Genomic DNA, 15,509 nt, shown 5'->3' on the forward strand with positions numbered 1-15,509 from the left:
CGCCTTGCTCGAAATACTCTACATCGTAGCGATCACCGTAGAAGCCATGTCCGGAGCCATTGCTGCTGGCAAGAAACAGATGGACCCTTTTGGCATACTCATTATTGCCTGTGTGACGGCTTTTGGTGGTGGAATGCTGCGCGATATTGTTCTGGACAATCACCCCCTTGTCTGGATTGGTCGACCTGATTTTTTGATAATTACCTGTTCAGCTGCTTTACTCATCATCCTGATTCGCCCGTGGATTCGGTACCTGACAGAAGCCTTTATGGTTCTGGATGGCATAGGGCTGATCACGTTCAGTATTATTGGCGCTCAAAAAACACTTCAGTTAGGCCACAGCTATTTTATCGCCAGTATTATGGCGGTATTTACTGGTGCTTTCGGAGGCATTATCAGGGATATTCTCTGCAATCAGGTGCCACTGGTTTTCAGAAAAGAGCTTTATGGAAGCATCTCTTTTCTGGCGGCATGGTTGTACTTTGGCCTGACCATGACATCACTGTCGATGACAACCTGCATTGTCATCACCCTGATTACAGGCTTTGCCCTGCGGATGCTGGCCATCACTATGAATCTCGAGCTGCCTAAATTTAATTTCGACGATCAGAATAAAAAAGGCTGACAACGTCATGAAAATGCTTCACACCCTGTGGTTGGGTTTGCTGGCCTCATTCCAGTTGCTGGCTGCACCTGTACCACATCGGGACTCCCTGCATATCTCATTACTGCCATTTTTTTCCTCTGCCGCTGTTTTTATTGCAAAAGAAAGAGGCTACTTCTCGGAACAAAATCTCGATGTTGACTTTATACACGCCGGAGCCGCACAGAACGTAGCCCTTGCCGTCGCATCCGGGCAAGCCGATGTTGGCGTAACCGCACTCACTGCCGGTTTCTATAACCTCGCAGGCAAGGGTGAGTTGAAAATTATCGCCGGTCAGTATCAGGAAAAAAAAGGCTGGCCCGGAGCCACTTATCTGGCCTGTAATTCAGCCTTTGAAAAAGGCTTAACCTCTCCGGAAATGACCCTTGACCATAGAATGGGCATCACCCAGACCGGTTCAACCTTTCATCGCTGGTATGGCGCAATGGCTCAAAGTCAGGGAAAAACACTGGAAAACAATCGCCTGATACGGCTGCAAAGCGTTCCGGCCATGATCAGCGCCCTGGTTTCCTGTCAGGTGGACAGCATCATTATGATGTCACATGTTGCCTTTAAACTATCCAGTGAAAACAAAGCGCATATTATCGGCAGAGTATCAGACTACACCCCCGGACAAATGGGCATTGTTTTCACCTCACCTGAGTCTCTAAAGAAACAACCCAATACAATATCGCGGTTTTTGAATGCCTATAAAAAAGCCAGCCAGGACTATTTTGATATTCTCATTACTGGCAATGATGATCATGCCAAACTAACCCTGCTAACCCAGATCAACCAGTATCTGACCCCCAGACTTCCAGAAAAGCTACTTCCCAAAGCAGTCGTTTATCTGGATAGAAACGCTCAGCCCGACATTCCATCCATGCAGGAAAACCTGAACTGGTATCAACAACAGGGATTAGTAAAAAAAAGCTTCAACCTGACCGATATGCTGTCATTAAATCTGCTGAACAACCCTGATGAAAACCCGGATAGCAATGGAAAACTGCATTGAGATCTCTGATCTTGGGTTTGCTTATGAAACCCGGCCAGTTCTTGCCAATGTAAACTTTGCACTGAAAAGGTCTGAGTCCCTGGCTATTCTGGGTCAGTCAGGCTGCGGAAAATCAACGTTACTGCGCCTGATTCATCAGCTTTTGCCACCTGATGACGGCACTATCCATGTTAACGGTCAATCATCCATTCTCTTTCAGGACGACCGCCTGCTGCCTTGGCGAACCTGCCTGGACAATGTGGGGCTTGCCCTTACCCGGCAGTCGCTAACACGCCCGGCTAAAACAGAGCAAACTACGGCTCTGTTTGAAAAACTTCGAATCCCGGAAGTCTGCCATCAGTATCCACACGCCTTATCTGGAGGCATGCGACAACGTGTTGCCCTGGCACGGGCTCTGATAAACCAGCCAGACTTGCTGCTTCTTGATGAACCATTCGCAGCGGTTGATCATTTCACCCGGCAGGCACTTATTGTTGAACTGCACCAGCTGCGCCAGACCAACCCCGTCTCAATGGTTCTGGTTACCCATAACATTGACGAAGCCCTGTTTCTCAGCGATCGAATACTCATTCTGGGCAACATGCCAACATCCGTTCAGCATTCGGTGGAAATACCAGAGCTACCAACAGACTGGCAAAGTTTCTATCGGTCAAAAGAGGTCGCCAGCATAAAAGTCGATATCCTCAGCACTCTGGAAACTGTGCAGTAATGAATTTACCAACAAAATCACGATGTCATTCATCGCTGCTGAGCCTGATAGCCACAGCAGCCATTATCCTCCTTTGGCAGACCGGCTGTGACACCGGCATGATTAACACCAACTTTCTACCTTCCCCCCTTGTCATTGGAACAACATTGTTTGAAGAAACGATGCAGGGTGAGCTTCTTCAACATATACAGGCATCCATCATTCGTCTTCTGAGCAGTGCATCCTCCGGTATTATCTGTGGACTGCTGGCTGGTCTGGCGATACACCTCTCTACAATGACCCGTTCAGTACTCTCACCCTGGATTTCCAGCCTGTTTGCAGTGCCTAAAATAGCCCTGCTGCCTCTATTGGTGATGTGGCTGGGAACCGGCGAGAGCAGCCGCTTTGCCATGATCGCACTGGGGGTTGCCTTGCCCACGGCGATCTACACCTGGCACTCACTGGATCATGTTGAATATAAATGGATAGAGTTGGGTAAAGCATTGCGACTGTCTCGTTACCAGGCGATTCGTCATATACTGTTGCCAGCCGCGTTACCCAATATTCTGACGGGCATTCGCCTGTCCACCACCATTGGCATCATTCTGTTAACAGCTGCTGAAATGCTCGGGTCATCATCCGGAGTAGGCTTTTACCTTATGAATGCAGGGAATCTGGCTCTGGTCGAACAAATGATGTCGGGGATCGTTGTACTGATACTGCTTGCCAATGGTTTTAACCTGTTACTGGCTCTGGTCAGCGGGTGCAATTAAAAGTGTTCCCCGGTCAGCAATTTCCCAGAACTTGGCCATAATGCTAAGAGTTCATTTTTCACCCGATGCGTTCCATGTCTACTTCCAAAACCCTTGCGGAAAAACTTGCTGCCCATCCAGAGCTTGAAAAAAGAGTATCTGAATTGATCAGTCTGGTAGAAGCCAAGTCCGGTCATCTTGACCGGGCTGATGAAGCAGAGGAAGCTGTCATTGAAAACCTTAAAGAACTGGGGAATGAGCTTCTGACGGACTGGGGAGCCCATAAAGAGAAGCAAAAGTTTGAAGAGGCCCACGATCTTCACTCTGAATCAAATACTAAAAAAAAGACCTCCACTGGATGACCACTTACGGCAAAGTTCGTCTCTGTGAGCGATGCTTGACCGTTGCAGGGCATCGTATACGCCCTTTTTCCGAGAATGCCCATATCCACTGTCGTGACTACTCTTTACCGTTACAACGGCGATTGGTGGATTTTGCATCAGACAGTTCTTTTGCAACAGCTTCACAGAAAATGGAAGAGCATTATGGCGTTATCGTACCTGAGTCATCAGTACGAGCCATTACCCTGGGTCACGCCCGCTGCATGAGTGAGCAATCTAAAGCTTCCCTGAAAAATTGTCAGGAATGTGTAGGAGAAGGCAAGCAGCTGATTGGTGAAATGGACGGCAGCATGATTCCAGTGGTTCTTTTTGATGAAGAAGCTGAAGGCGACAAGCGCAAGGCCAGAAAAGTTGACTGGCAAGAGGCCAAGCTTTGCTTGGTTTATGAACAAGGAAGTTGCGATAAGCGACATCGTGTAGTTATGGGAGAGCCCGGTGAAGCAGGCGATCAGTGGTTGAGTTGCGCTATTGAGCAAGGTTTGAATCGGCAGTCATCTATTCATTGTGTAAGTGATGGGGCTAAGTGGATTGCCAGCCAGGCAGACCGCGTATTCGCATCTCAGGGAAGTTTTCTGGTGGATTACTATCACCTTTGTGAGTACATCGCAGATGCTGCTAAAGAGTGCATTGGAAAAGATGAAAAAGCCCGTAAAAAATGGACTGATGAACAAAAAACAAGAATGAAAGCAGGTGAGTCAGAGAGAGTTCTGGCAGAGCTTGAGCCTTATCGTAACGGTAAGGTTGGAAAGGAAGCCAACAAATCGGAAGAGTGTCATCGCTATATCAGGAATCGTCCCGGACAATTTGATTATCAGGCGGCAGAAGCTGCCAATTTGCCTATCGGTTCAGGTGAAATAGAGAGCTCCAATCGTTCTGTTGTTCAAACCCGGTTGAAACTTCCCGGAGCATGGTGGAAACCAGAGCATGCTCACGATATGTTGAACCTTAGAACTTTAAGGGCTAATGGTGACTGGAATAAGTACTGGAAAGCCACTGGATAGAACACTTTTAATTGCACCCCTGGTCAGCCGTTATCTGCTCCAATGGATGGAATAACGAAGACTATTTCGCAAATGCGCATTATAATATCGGTTTTTAACTAGCCTCTAAAAAGCCTGAAAAAGATTTACTATATGAGTTACGCTAACATTCCAGCAGGCAAAAGCCTTCCAGAAGATATCTACGTTGCCATTGAAATTCCGGCCAACGCATCACCCATCAAGTACGAGATTGACAAAGATATTGATGCCCTCATGGTAGACCGCTTTATGGCTACCCCGATGTTTTATCCGGCCAACTATGGCTATATCCCACAGACTCTGGCTGACGATGGCGACCCGCTGGATGTTCTGGTGGTAACACCTTATCCGGTCGTTCCGGGTTCTGTGATTCGCTGTCGCGCGGTCGGCATGCTGAATATGTCGGATGAAAGCGGCCAGGACGAAAAATTGATTGCCGTCCCACACGACAAACTGACCCCAATTTATCAGGACGTTCAGGAATACACCGACCTGCCCCCTCTGCTGTTACAGCAAATTGAACACTTCTTCGAAAATTACAAAGATCTGGAACCCGGCAAGTGGGTTAAAATTGATGGCTGGAAAGGACGTGACGCGGCCTTTGAAGTCATCAAACAGTCTGCTGCCAATTACAAGGGCTGATTAATAGCAGGGTTGATGTATTCCGGTTTGCAGGCTAACTTGCAAGCCGGATATTAACTTCCACAATCAGGGACACTAGAACCACAAGAAAAGCCATACAGAATGTCCGGTAAATCATCCACAGCCTTAATAAAAAGCAGTGCTGTCGCAGGAATATTTCTGTTCCTGGGCCTGTTTCTATTTAGCCAACTGTTACGTGCTGAAGGGTTACAGGGATTAATCAGTTCGTCACCGTCTGGCCAGCAAACCTTCATCCCTGTTGAAGAGGCCTTTCAGCTGTCCGGCGAAATCCTCAACAATCAGGCACTGGTTCATTTTACGGTCACTCCCGGTCATTACCTTTATAAAAAGCGGTTCAGCTTCACTGCCCGGCACTCTGAAACAACACTGGGTGAACCGGTTTATCCATCAGGTAAAGAGAAGTTTGACGAAAACTTCGGAGAGCTTCTGGAAGTCTTTGACCAGAACATAACCATACAACTGCCTGTCAGCAGCTCTCAGAACATGCCGGAAATTGATGTTCGCTTTCAGGGCTGCGCCGAAGCGGGTCTCTGCTATCCGCCCCATACAAAAACTCTGGCCCTGGCCGCCTCTGATGGTTCATTTGTTCCTGTCAGCACCATTCGCTCGCCGGATTCAACCTCTGTTGACGCTTCTGACAGCTATTCAAGTAGCTATTCAAATAACTATTTAAATAACTATGAATCCACCATTTCAGAAAAAAGCTTTGTCGCTTCACTACTACTATTCCTGCTGGCCGGCATTGGCCTTACATTCACCCCCTGCGTACTGCCAATGGTGCCTATTCTATCCAGCATTCTGGTGGGTAACTCAACGGCTTCACGTCCAAAAATCATCAGCCTGACACTGGCTTACATCCTTAGTATGTCACTGACATTTGCCATAGCCGGCACCTTGATGGGACTCTTTGGTGCCAGTCTCAATCTTCAGGCGAAACTGCAGTCTCCCTGGCTTATCGGCCCCTTTGCAGCACTGTTCGTCCTGCTGGCTCTGAGCATGTTTGGGCTTTATGAGTTACAACTGCCTGAAAAACTGCGTAATAAACTGGGTAACTCTGACCAGTCGCAGGGCAAACTGTCCGGAGCCATGATAATGGGAGTTCTGTCCGCTCTCGTTGTATCACCCTGTGTCTCTGCGCCACTGGCCGGAGCCCTGATCTACATAGGAACAACGGGTGACGCCCTGTTAGGCGGGCTATCCCTGTTTGCTCTTGGACTGGGCATGGGGCTGCCACTGTTGCTAATCGGTATCGGTGGGCGCCACCTGCTGCCAAAGGCCGGACAATGGATGGATTCCGTCAAAACATTCTTTGGCTTTCTGCTTCTGGCGGTTGCGATCTGGATGCTGGAACGGGTTATCCCCGGTCCCATCACTCTTTTACTCTGGGGAAGTCTGCTTGTGGGGGGGGGAGTCAGGCTCGGAGCCATAAACTTTCAACCGAAAACAGGCCGGGCAATAGTCAGCCAGACTCTGGGAATCATTCTTCTGGTTTATGGTGGTTGCCTCATCGTGGGAGCCGCCAAAGGCAACACAGACCCTTTACAACCACTTGCTGCAACCATTTCAACAGACCCTGCTTCAGCAATCAGTCCTGCGACCAGTTCTGTGAACAACCGTTTAATCTTTACCAAAACCCATTCAGTTACAGAACTTGACAATTTATTACAGCAGGCCGCACTTCAGGAACGACCCGTTATGGTGGATGTGTATGCCGACTGGTGCCTGTCCTGCAAAGTGGTAGAGCGTACCGTTTTTCCTGACCCGGATGTCCGCCCGCTGCTTGAACAACTGCAACTGCTCAAGCTGGATATCACCGATAACACCCGACACCATCAGGCCTGGCTGAATGACTACCAGCTGTTTGGCCCTCCTGCACTGCTGTTCTTCGACCCTTCAGGGCAGGAAATAAGTCAAATCAGGACACTTGGGGAAATACAGGCTCCGGCTCTGGCCAGCAAGCTGAAAACCCTGTTATCAGGCCAATAACAAACCAAAACAGATCACTGAGTAAAATTCATGCAACAAATTAGCTGAAATGCTTCGTAACTGTCATTAACGCACCGTAACAAGCACGAACTGGACGATTTTCTAACATTACGGCACAATGCAATGCGATTGTGAGAGGAATACATGGCAAGCATACTTGTACTCAACGGCCCAAACCTTAACCTGCTCGGAAAACGTGAGCCGGGGATTTATGGCGCAACCACTTTGAAACAGATTAACCAGAACCTGGTCACACTGGCAGACAGCCAGGGGCATCAGCTGGACACCTTTCAGAGCAACGCCGAACACGAGCTGATTGAGCGTATTCATCAGGCCGGTGAAGAGGGTGTTGCTTTTATCATCATCAACCCGGCTGCCTATACCCATACAAGTGTTGCTATCCGAGATGCCATTCTGGGTGTATCCATCCCCTTTATTGAAGTGCATCTCTCCAATGTCCACCGCCGTGAACCTTTCCGTCATCATTCCTATTTCAGCGATATCGCCGAGGGCGTTATTGCCGGACTGGGGCCCAAAGGTTATGAGCTGGCCCTGAGCTACGCTCTTGAACACATAACCCGACAGTAAGACAAACAAGAACAATGAATTCGAGCTTTCGACCGGGCCTATCCCGTCCAACTCGTACCCCTTTCAACCCTGGCACAAGGTGCCAAACAGAATTTGAGATTGAACCATGGACATCAGAAAAGTAAAAAAGCTCATTGAGCTGCTGGAAGAATCCGGAATTGATGAGCTGGAAATTCATGAAGGGGAAGAGTCCGTCCGCATCAGCCGCTACTCCCAGAACGCTCCGGCTGCCAGCTATGTTGCCCAGCCGGCTCCGGTAGCCGCAGTAGCGCCTGCCCCTGCCGCAGCACCTGCGGCCGAAGCCGTTGCCCCGGCAGCACCTCAGCCAACCGGCCACCAGGTTGCATCGCCCATGGTAGGCACGTTCTACACAGCACCTTCCCCAAGCTCGCCAGCGTTTGTGGAAGTGGGTCAGAACGTCAAGGAAGGCGACGTTCTGTGCATCGTCGAAGCCATGAAGATGATGAACCAGATCAAAGCCGACAAGTCCGGTACTATTGAAGCCATTCTGGTTGAAAACGGCCAACCCGTTGAATACGACCAGCCATTATTCACGATTTCCTGAGAGTAATGCCATGCTGGATAAAATCGTTATTGCCAACCGGGGTGAAATCGCCCTGAGGGTGCTGCGAGCCTGTAAAGAGCTGGGTGTTAAAACCGTTGCAGTCCACTCCAAAGCCGATGAAGACCTGATGCATGTCCACCTGGCTGACGAGTCAGTGTGCATTGGCCCAAACAGCCCGGTCGAAAGTTACCTGAATATTCCGGCGATTATCAGCGCTGCCGAAGTGACGGATGCCACCGCTATTCACCCCGGTTACGGTTTCCTGTCTGAAAACGCTGATTTTGCCGAACAGGTTGAGCGCAGCGGTTTCACATTTATCGGACCGTCCGCTGACGTAATTCGTCTGATGGGGGACAAGGTTTCCGCAATCGCCGCCATGAAAAAGGCGGGCGTACCCACCGTTCCCGGTTCCGATGGCCCTCTGACCAGTGACACCGAACGCACGCTCTCAATCGCCCGTCGCATTGGTTATCCGGTTATTATCAAAGCGTCCGGTGGCGGCGGTGGTCGCGGCATGCGTGTGATTCATGAGGAATCCGAACTGCTGAACGGCATCAGCCTCACCAAGTCAGAAGCCAAGGCGGCTTTCAATAACGATACGGTTTATCTGGAAAAATTCCTGCAAAACCCCCGTCATGTTGAGTTTCAGGTGCTTGCTGACGGCCAGGGTGGTGCAATCCATCTGGGCGACCGTGACTGCTCCCTGCAGCGTCGCCACCAGAAGGTGATCGAAGAAGCACCCGCTCCCTACATCGACGAAGATGCCCGGGCAACGGTTGCAGCCGCCTGCACCCGCGCCTGCATTGAAATCGGCTACAGGGGCGCAGGTACGTTTGAATTCCTGTATGAAGACGGCCACTTTTATTTCATTGAAATGAATACCCGTGTTCAGGTTGAACACCCGGTCACCGAGATGATCTCCGGTGTCGACATCGTCAAAGAGCAGCTCCGCATCGCCAGCGGGCATCCTCTGAGCATTACTCAGGAAGACGTTGTGCTGCAGGGGCATGCCTTCGAATGCCGGATTAACGCAGAAGACTCAACCACCTTCATGCCTTCTCCGGGCAAAGTGACCCAGTTCCATGCGCCTGGCGGCAACGGTGTTCGCGTGGACTCGCATCTTTACAACGGCTATACGGTACCGCCTTACTACGATTCGCTGATAGCCAAACTGGTGACCTTTGGGCCGGATCGCGAGACCGCCCTGAAAAGGATGCGCAATGCACTCGACGAAGCCGTGATTGAAGGTATCCGAACCAATATTCCTCTGCATCAGGAGCTGGTTCGTGACACCAATTTCCAGAAAGGTGGTGTCAATATCCACTATCTTGAGAGCAAGCTGGCAAACAAACTGGCTGAAGACTGATTCGCCAGAGCATCAGCCTCGTTCTCACCGCCGCTGGTTTTACAGCGAGCAGTGGGAGCGAGTCTTGCGTGCAGACCTGAAGCCAACTCCCTGCTAGAATTACCCCCGTTTTCTGCAGAATTCCTGTTCTGCCTTTCTTCTCTTTTTTACAAGTTCTCTTCTCATGCCCTGGATACAAATCAGACTTGATACCAATTCCGATCACGCCGCAGAACTGGAAGATCTGCTGCTTGAAGCCGGAGCCAGCGCCGTTACCCTGCAGGACGGAAAAGACCAGCCCCTGTTTGAGCCAGAGCCAGGCAGCACCCCACTCTGGCACCATACTGTCGTCATTGGCCTGTTTGATGCCCACACCGATATGGATGAAGTGATCAGCATTCTCAAACACCAGTACCAGCGCGACCCCTTCCCGAACCACAAAATTGAAATTGTGGAAGACAAGGACTGGGAACGCGAGTGGATGACTCACTTTGTCCCCATGCAGTTTGGTACCCGTCTCTGGGTTTGCCCCAGCTGGAAAGAAGTACCAGAACCCGATGCTGTCAATCTGATGCTGGATCCTGGCCTGGCCTTTGGAACCGGTACTCACCCAACAACAGCACTGTGTCTTGAATGGCTGGAAAAACAGGGAGACCTGAGTGAGAAAAGCGTTGTCGACTATGGCTGTGGCTCTGGCATCCTCGCCATTGCTGCCCTGTTGCTGGGTGCCAGATGTGTTACCGGTGTTGACCTGGACCCTCAGGCACTGACCGCTACCATCGACAATGCCGAGCGAAACAGGATTGCTCCGGAAAAGCTGCAGGTATTCCTGCCGGAAAAAGCACCGCAGGAAAAAGTGGATATAGTCCTCGCCAACATTCTTGCCGGACCTCTTGTACAACTGGCCCCTACCCTGGCTGAGTATCTCGAGCCAGGTGGCAAAATCGCCCTGTCAGGTATTTTGTCTGAACAGACTGATAGCATCGTTGCCACCTACTCCGAATGGTTTGATCTTGAGCCTGTCGTTCACAATGATGACTGGATTCTGGTCACCGGCACCCGCCGCTAACCTGTTTACTGCCAGTGCAGCACTCTACCCCGAAGGCTGCACTGGACTCACCACCGGCTCTTTGCTCTAATTCCAGAGTAACTGTTTATTACTCTGGAATTGATACGCTAAATGACGCCCTCAAGGGTTAACACAACCCGCTGCCCCAAATGCCAGACATCGTTTCGTGTCACACAGGCCCAACTACGCGCCGCCGGAGGCTCTGTTCGCTGTGGTTCCTGTCTCCATGTCTTTAACGCTGGCACTGATTCACCAGAAGACACCATAAGCCCTTCAGAGCAACAGGCAGGCGCTGCGCCTCCGGAAATCCAGTCTCCGGAGCAGCTGTCTGAAAAAACGACGCCAGAGTCCTCTCTTACTTCGCCTGCCATAAACAGTCAAAGCAGTCAGAGCCAACCCTTAAGTTCATTACTCAATAATCTGGATAAAGAGCAGGTAGACATTCGTCAGGAGAAACGACCACGTCGGCCAGAAACCAGCAAAAAGCGAATGATTCAATACATCGTCGCCTTTGCTGCCTGTCTGACTCTCGGGACACAGTACCTGTGGTTCAACAAAAATGAGCTGTCTCTGGACCCTTCATTTCGTCCCTGGTATCAGTGGCTGTGCCAAACACTGAACTGCACCTTGCCCCCCGTTGTGGATATCAATGAAATCCAGAGTTCCCAGCTGTTGGTTCGTATACACCCAGACATCAGCGAGATAATGATGGTCGACGCTGTCATTATTAATAAAGCCGATCACCCCCAGCCCTGGCCAAAACTGTCACTGACATTCTCCAACCTTCACGACCAGCCCGTTGCCAGCCGCACCTTCAGTCCGAAAGAATATCTGGGCGGAGAGCTGGCAGGTACAAAAGAAATGCCTGCCAATCAGGCGATTCGCCTGAGCCTTGAACTGCTTGACCCGGGTCAGGACGCAGTGAACTATCGCCTTACCTTTAAGAACAAAACACCATAGATAACGGAAAAACACCTGTAAACACTATCAAACAAATACTGATAGATACTTAATATTTAAAGTATTAAGCATTTGATTTAGATCAAGAATCGGTCAGATTCCAACGGCAATAGCTTGAGGTTTTTACCAGATAAGTCACTATATAAAGGCCGATGAAAAAGATTATTTATCTTTAGTTGCCCCCATGAAGGTTAAATTCACCTTTTAAATATGACTTTATGCATATCCTTATGGTCAGGTAACTGAAGCGGCTGACTGACTGAAAAATTTCGTACTTTTCCACTTCCGTACATTTTTTGTACAGAGTATGATGAAAAGTCGGATCATGCTTAAGCAACTGTTCGGCTGATCTGTCAGGTGGCTATTTACCGGAGCTATTTTACAGTAGCTATTCACCCGGAGCTGTCCACTCACGTTGTACGTTGTTTTTCGTAGTCAGAGGCATCCTTTTGTTGAAGATTGGCCCATACACCATCGAGAACCCCGTTATTCTGGCGCCTATGGCAGGAGTAACGGATCGCCCATTCCGACAGTTGTGTCTGGAGATGGGGGCTGGCATGGCGGTATCCGAAATGGTTACCAGCAACTCGAAGCTCTGGAATACCCGAAAGTCCAGGTTGCGTATGGACCACAGCGGTGAGCACGAACCACGTTCTGTGCAGATAGCCGGCAGCGAACCCGTCCAGATGGCGGAAGCAGCCAGGGCTAATCAGGAACGGGGTGCGCAGATCATTGACATCAATATGGGATGCCCGGCCAAAAAAGTATGCAATAAAGCCTCTGGCTCCGCTCTGATGAAAGAACCGGAACTGGTCAGGCAGATACTGCAGGCGGTGGTAGCGGCAGTCGATATTCCAGTCACTCTGAAAATCAGGACAGGCTGGAGTCCGGAGCAGAAAAATGCCCTGGATATAGCCAGAATGGCGCAGGATTGTGGCATACAGGCTCTTTCCGTACACGGAAGAACACGACAGTGTATGTATAAAGGCGAGGCCGAATACGACACCATCCGCACCGTTTGTGAGGCTATAGACATACCGGTGATTGCCAATGGCGACATAACAACACCGGAAAAAGCGAAGCAGGTGTTTGAGTGGACCGGCGCAGATGCCGTGATGGTAGGCAGGGCAGCCCAGGGAAGACCCTGGATTTTCAGGGAGATCAACCACTACCTGAAACAGGGTGAGATACTGCCTGAGCCTGCTGCGGATGAAGTACAGCGAATCCTTCTCGGACACCTCAACGCCCTTTATGAGTTCTACGGAGAACATCAAGGCGTGCGCATCGCCAGAAAACACGTTGGCTGGTATTTGCAGGCTAAGCCATCAGGTTCCGAGTTGAAGAAACAGTTCAACAGCCTGGAATCTGCAGAAACACAACAAAACTGCATACTGGAGTATTTTCAGAGTTTTTCAGAAAACAACACAACCAGATATTCAGAGACCTCACTGGAAAGTGCGGCTCAGGATAGGGGTAACGGAAAGGACATAGCAGCATGACAGCCACACAAGTGTTTGTAGAAGACCGAAATGCAGGCGCTCATCATCTGGTCGGCAAAGTCGAGAGCGAAAGCCAGACTCTGCGTGACAGCGTTGAGAAAGCCATGAACAATTACTTCGCACACCTGGACGGCCAGGAAGTGACCGACGTATACGAAATGGTTCTGTCCGAGGTTGAAGCACCTCTGCTGGAAACCGTAATGGCTTACGTTAAAGGAAATCAGACAAAAGCAGCCATCCTGCTGGGTCTGAACCGTGGCACTCTGCGCAAGAAGCTGAAACAGTACGGTTTGCTGTAATAAACGGCAACGCTATTATGAAAGGCGGCTTTTTAGTCGCCTTTTTTGTTGTTTCAATTTTTTTGAACGAATATTCAGAATAATTGCTGCAAAAAGAGGCAGTTCCGGCTAAAATCTGCCAGCTTATACCAGTTCCGCCCTCTAAACATGACCATGAGCAAGCCATTTTGGGCAGCTGGGCAAGGCGGAATGACGAGTAATAGCGAGCTATTGCGAGGAATTCCAACGCAGATCCAGCTGTTCAAAGTGGCTGCGCAATTTATGTTTAGAGGGTGGAATTGGTATTAACAGGCAATACTAACCTTTAGTCGCATCATGCGGCTATTTCAGAGAAAGGAAAGATGGCAGTAGATTCCCCTGTATCTCCTATTCGTCGAGCCCTTATCAGCGTTTCTGATAAATCCGGTATTATAGAATTTGCCAGCGCGCTGCATCAGCGTTCTGTAGAAATTCTCTCCACCGGCGGCACCTATAAGCTGCTGGTTGAAAACAACATCCCTGCCATTGAGATCTCCAGTTACACCGGTTTTCCTGAAATGATGGATGGCCGTGTTAAAACCCTGCACCCGAAAGTTCACGGCGGCATTCTGGGACGCAGTGGCCAGGACGAAGCAGTGATGGCAGAACATGGCATCAATCCGATTGACCTCGTAGTCGTGAATCTTTATCCATTCGAGCAGACCATCGCCCGTGATGACTGCGATCTGCCAATGGCCATCGAAAACATCGATATCGGCGGCCCGACCATGGTGCGCTCTGCGGCCAAAAACCACCGTGACACTACCATCGTCGTTAATGCCAGTGACTATACCCGGGTTCTGGAAGAAATGGATAGCAACGACAATGGCGTTTCTGCCGCTACCCGTTTCGATCTGGCAGTCAAAGCCTTTGAACACACTGCTCACTACGACGGCGCTATTGCCAACCACCTGGGTAAGCTTGTCAACCCTGTCAGCAAGAGTGACAACGATTCAGACGCTCATTTCCCTCGCACGTTCAACACCCAGTTCCATAAAGCGCAGGACATGCGTTATGGTGAAAACCCTCACCAGAAAGCGGCATTCTATGTTGAAGAGAACGCGCCTGCCGGAACCATTGCCTCCGCTCAACAGATTCAGGGTAAAGCACTGTCCTACAACAACATTGCTGACACCGATGCTGCCCTGGAATGCGTTAAAACCTTTGAAGAACCAGCCTGTGTGATCGTCAAGCACGCTAACCCATGTGGTGTAGCCGTTTCTGAAACTATTCTGGATGCCTACGATCTGGCTTATGCTACTGACCCAACCTCGGCTTTCGGAGGCATCATCGCCTTTAACCGTACGCTGGACGCTGAAACCGCTAAAGCCATCATCGACCGTCAGTTTGTTGAAGTGATTATCGCTCCTGCAATAGAAGACGCGGCCAGAGACATTGTTGCGCAAAAGAAAAATGTCCGCCTGCTGGACTGCGGTTCTCTTCCTGAGAGCCCCGTTCCATTCCTCGACTTTAAACGTGTTAACGGCGGCCTTCTGGTTCAGGATTGCGACCAGTTTGTGACCACCCACGCCAACATGAAAGTCGTGACGGACCGCGCTCCAACCGAAGCCGAGCTGAAAGATCTGCTGTTTGCCTGGAAGGTAGGAAAATTCGTTAAATCCAACGCCATCGTTTACGCTAAAAACAGCCAGACCATTGGTGTCGGTGCCGGTCAGATGAGCCGCGTTTACAGTGCCAGAATTGCGGGTATCAAAGCAGCGGATGAAAATCTGGAAGTCCCCGGATCGGTCATGGCATCCGATGCCTTCTTCCCGTTCCGTGACGGCATTGATGCAGCAGCCAAAGCTGGTGTTACTGCAGTGATTCAACCCGGCGGCTCCATGCGTGACCAGGAAGTGATTGATGCGGCGAACGAAGCCGGCATCGCTATGGTCTTCACTGGCGTTCGACATTTTCGCCATTAAAGAGCGTCATTGAAGAGCGCCATTGAAGAGCGTCATTAAAGAGCGCCACTGAACATTATTGTTTTGTAGGTTGG

The 15,509-nt window shown here is 50.1% G+C and carries 16 protein-coding genes; all 16 read left to right on the forward strand.

What is annotated here, in order from left to right; all coding sequences use genetic code 11:
* Positions 1-4: 4 nt before the first annotated feature.
* The 16 genes from V5J35_RS06960 to purH all read left to right on the forward strand — a co-directional run bounded on the left by V5J35_RS06960 (position 5) and on the right by purH (position 15,435).
* Positions 5-625 (forward strand): trimeric intracellular cation channel family protein, encoded by a 621-nt coding sequence (locus V5J35_RS06960; RefSeq protein ID WP_354010555.1) that lies wholly within the window; start codon positions 5-7, stop codon positions 623-625.
* Positions 626-632: 7 nt separating this feature from the next.
* Positions 633-1,658: an ABC transporter substrate-binding protein gene (locus V5J35_RS06965; protein WP_354010556.1), complete on the forward strand. Its 1,026-nt coding sequence runs from the start codon at positions 633-635 to the stop codon at positions 1,656-1,658.
* A complete protein-coding gene (locus tag V5J35_RS06970) occupies positions 1,642-2,367 on the forward strand; it encodes an ABC transporter ATP-binding protein (RefSeq protein ID WP_354010557.1) in 726 nt (241 codons plus the stop codon). Before V5J35_RS06965 ends, V5J35_RS06970 begins: the two co-directional genes overlap by 17 nt.
* Positions 2,367-3,119 (forward strand): ABC transporter permease, encoded by a 753-nt coding sequence (locus V5J35_RS06975; protein WP_354010558.1) that lies wholly within the window; start codon positions 2,367-2,369, stop codon positions 3,117-3,119. The genes V5J35_RS06970 and V5J35_RS06975 overlap by 1 nt, the downstream gene beginning before the upstream one ends.
* Before the next feature lie 74 nt (positions 3,120-3,193).
* A complete protein-coding gene (locus V5J35_RS06980) occupies positions 3,194-3,460 on the forward strand; it encodes a hypothetical protein (protein WP_354007673.1) in 267 nt (88 codons plus the stop codon).
* A complete protein-coding gene (locus V5J35_RS06985) occupies positions 3,457-4,500 on the forward strand; it encodes a UPF0236 family transposase-like protein (protein ID WP_354007956.1) in 1,044 nt (347 codons plus the stop codon). Before V5J35_RS06980 ends, V5J35_RS06985 begins: the two co-directional genes overlap by 4 nt.
* 132 nt (positions 4,501-4,632) lie before the next feature.
* A complete protein-coding gene (ppa, locus tag V5J35_RS06990; protein ID WP_354010559.1) occupies positions 4,633-5,160 on the forward strand; it encodes an inorganic diphosphatase in 528 nt (175 codons plus the stop codon).
* Between the two features lie 102 nt (positions 5,161-5,262).
* Positions 5,263-7,167: a protein-disulfide reductase DsbD gene (gene dsbD / locus V5J35_RS06995; RefSeq protein ID WP_354010560.1), complete on the forward strand. Its 1,905-nt coding sequence runs from the start codon at positions 5,263-5,265 to the stop codon at positions 7,165-7,167.
* A 144-nt stretch (positions 7,168-7,311) separates the two neighbouring features.
* Positions 7,312-7,755, forward strand: a complete 444-nt coding sequence (aroQ, locus tag V5J35_RS07000; protein ID WP_354010561.1) for a type II 3-dehydroquinate dehydratase — start codon at positions 7,312-7,314, stop codon at positions 7,753-7,755.
* A 106-nt stretch (positions 7,756-7,861) separates the two neighbouring features.
* Entirely contained in the window at positions 7,862-8,320 is a 459-nt protein-coding gene (gene accB, locus V5J35_RS07005) for an acetyl-CoA carboxylase biotin carboxyl carrier protein (RefSeq protein WP_354010562.1), read from the forward strand.
* Between the two features lie 10 nt (positions 8,321-8,330).
* Positions 8,331-9,686, forward strand: coding sequence for an acetyl-CoA carboxylase biotin carboxylase subunit (gene accC, locus V5J35_RS07010; RefSeq protein ID WP_354010563.1), 1,356 nt, complete (start codon positions 8,331-8,333; stop codon positions 9,684-9,686).
* 163 nt (positions 9,687-9,849) lie between these two features.
* Positions 9,850-10,734, forward strand: coding sequence for a 50S ribosomal protein L11 methyltransferase (prmA, locus tag V5J35_RS07015; RefSeq protein WP_354010564.1), 885 nt, complete (start codon positions 9,850-9,852; stop codon positions 10,732-10,734).
* A gap of 111 nt (positions 10,735-10,845) precedes the next feature.
* Positions 10,846-11,694, forward strand: a complete 849-nt coding sequence (locus tag V5J35_RS07020) for a DUF3426 domain-containing protein (RefSeq protein WP_354010565.1) — start codon at positions 10,846-10,848, stop codon at positions 11,692-11,694.
* Positions 11,695-12,143: 449 nt separating this feature from the next.
* Complete coding sequence (gene dusB / locus V5J35_RS07025; protein ID WP_472924761.1) at positions 12,144-13,193, forward strand: tRNA dihydrouridine synthase DusB; 1,050 nt, start codon at positions 12,144-12,146, stop codon at positions 13,191-13,193.
* Complete coding sequence (fis, locus tag V5J35_RS07030) at positions 13,190-13,492, forward strand: DNA-binding transcriptional regulator Fis (RefSeq protein WP_082212067.1); 303 nt, start codon at positions 13,190-13,192, stop codon at positions 13,490-13,492. The genes dusB and fis overlap by 4 nt, the downstream gene beginning before the upstream one ends.
* A gap of 341 nt (positions 13,493-13,833) precedes the next feature.
* Positions 13,834-15,435 (forward strand): bifunctional phosphoribosylaminoimidazolecarboxamide formyltransferase/IMP cyclohydrolase, encoded by a 1,602-nt coding sequence (gene purH / locus V5J35_RS07035; protein WP_354010566.1) that lies wholly within the window; start codon positions 13,834-13,836, stop codon positions 15,433-15,435.
* Positions 15,436-15,509: the final 74 nt, after the last annotated feature.

It is taken from the genome of Endozoicomonas sp. NE40, from assembly GCF_040549045.1.
GTDB lineage: Bacteria > Pseudomonadota > Gammaproteobacteria > Pseudomonadales > Endozoicomonadaceae > Endozoicomonas_A > Endozoicomonas_A lisbonensis.

Coding starts and splice junctions, on each gene's coding strand:
- V5J35_RS06965 (WP_354010556.1), top strand. CDS start 633: ATGAAAATGCTTCACACCCTGTGGTTGGGTTTGCTGGCCTCATTCCAG.
- V5J35_RS06970 (WP_354010557.1), top strand. CDS start 1,642: ATGGAAAACTGCATTGAGATCTCTGATCTTGGGTTTGCTTATGAAACC.
- V5J35_RS06975 (WP_354010558.1), top strand. CDS start 2,367: ATGAATTTACCAACAAAATCACGATGTCATTCATCGCTGCTGAGCCTG.
- V5J35_RS06980 (WP_354007673.1), top strand. CDS start 3,194: ATGTCTACTTCCAAAACCCTTGCGGAAAAACTTGCTGCCCATCCAGAG.
- V5J35_RS06985 (WP_354007956.1), top strand. CDS start 3,457: ATGACCACTTACGGCAAAGTTCGTCTCTGTGAGCGATGCTTGACCGTT.
- ppa (WP_354010559.1), top strand. CDS start 4,633: ATGAGTTACGCTAACATTCCAGCAGGCAAAAGCCTTCCAGAAGATATC.
- dsbD (WP_354010560.1), top strand. CDS start 5,263: ATGTCCGGTAAATCATCCACAGCCTTAATAAAAAGCAGTGCTGTCGCA.
- aroQ (WP_354010561.1), top strand. CDS start 7,312: ATGGCAAGCATACTTGTACTCAACGGCCCAAACCTTAACCTGCTCGGA.
- accB (WP_354010562.1), top strand. CDS start 7,862: ATGGACATCAGAAAAGTAAAAAAGCTCATTGAGCTGCTGGAAGAATCC.
- accC (WP_354010563.1), top strand. CDS start 8,331: ATGCTGGATAAAATCGTTATTGCCAACCGGGGTGAAATCGCCCTGAGG.
- prmA (WP_354010564.1), top strand. CDS start 9,850: ATGCCCTGGATACAAATCAGACTTGATACCAATTCCGATCACGCCGCA.
- V5J35_RS07020 (WP_354010565.1), top strand. CDS start 10,846: ATGACGCCCTCAAGGGTTAACACAACCCGCTGCCCCAAATGCCAGACA.
- fis (WP_082212067.1), top strand. CDS start 13,190: ATGACAGCCACACAAGTGTTTGTAGAAGACCGAAATGCAGGCGCTCAT.
- purH (WP_354010566.1), top strand. CDS start 13,834: ATGGCAGTAGATTCCCCTGTATCTCCTATTCGTCGAGCCCTTATCAGC.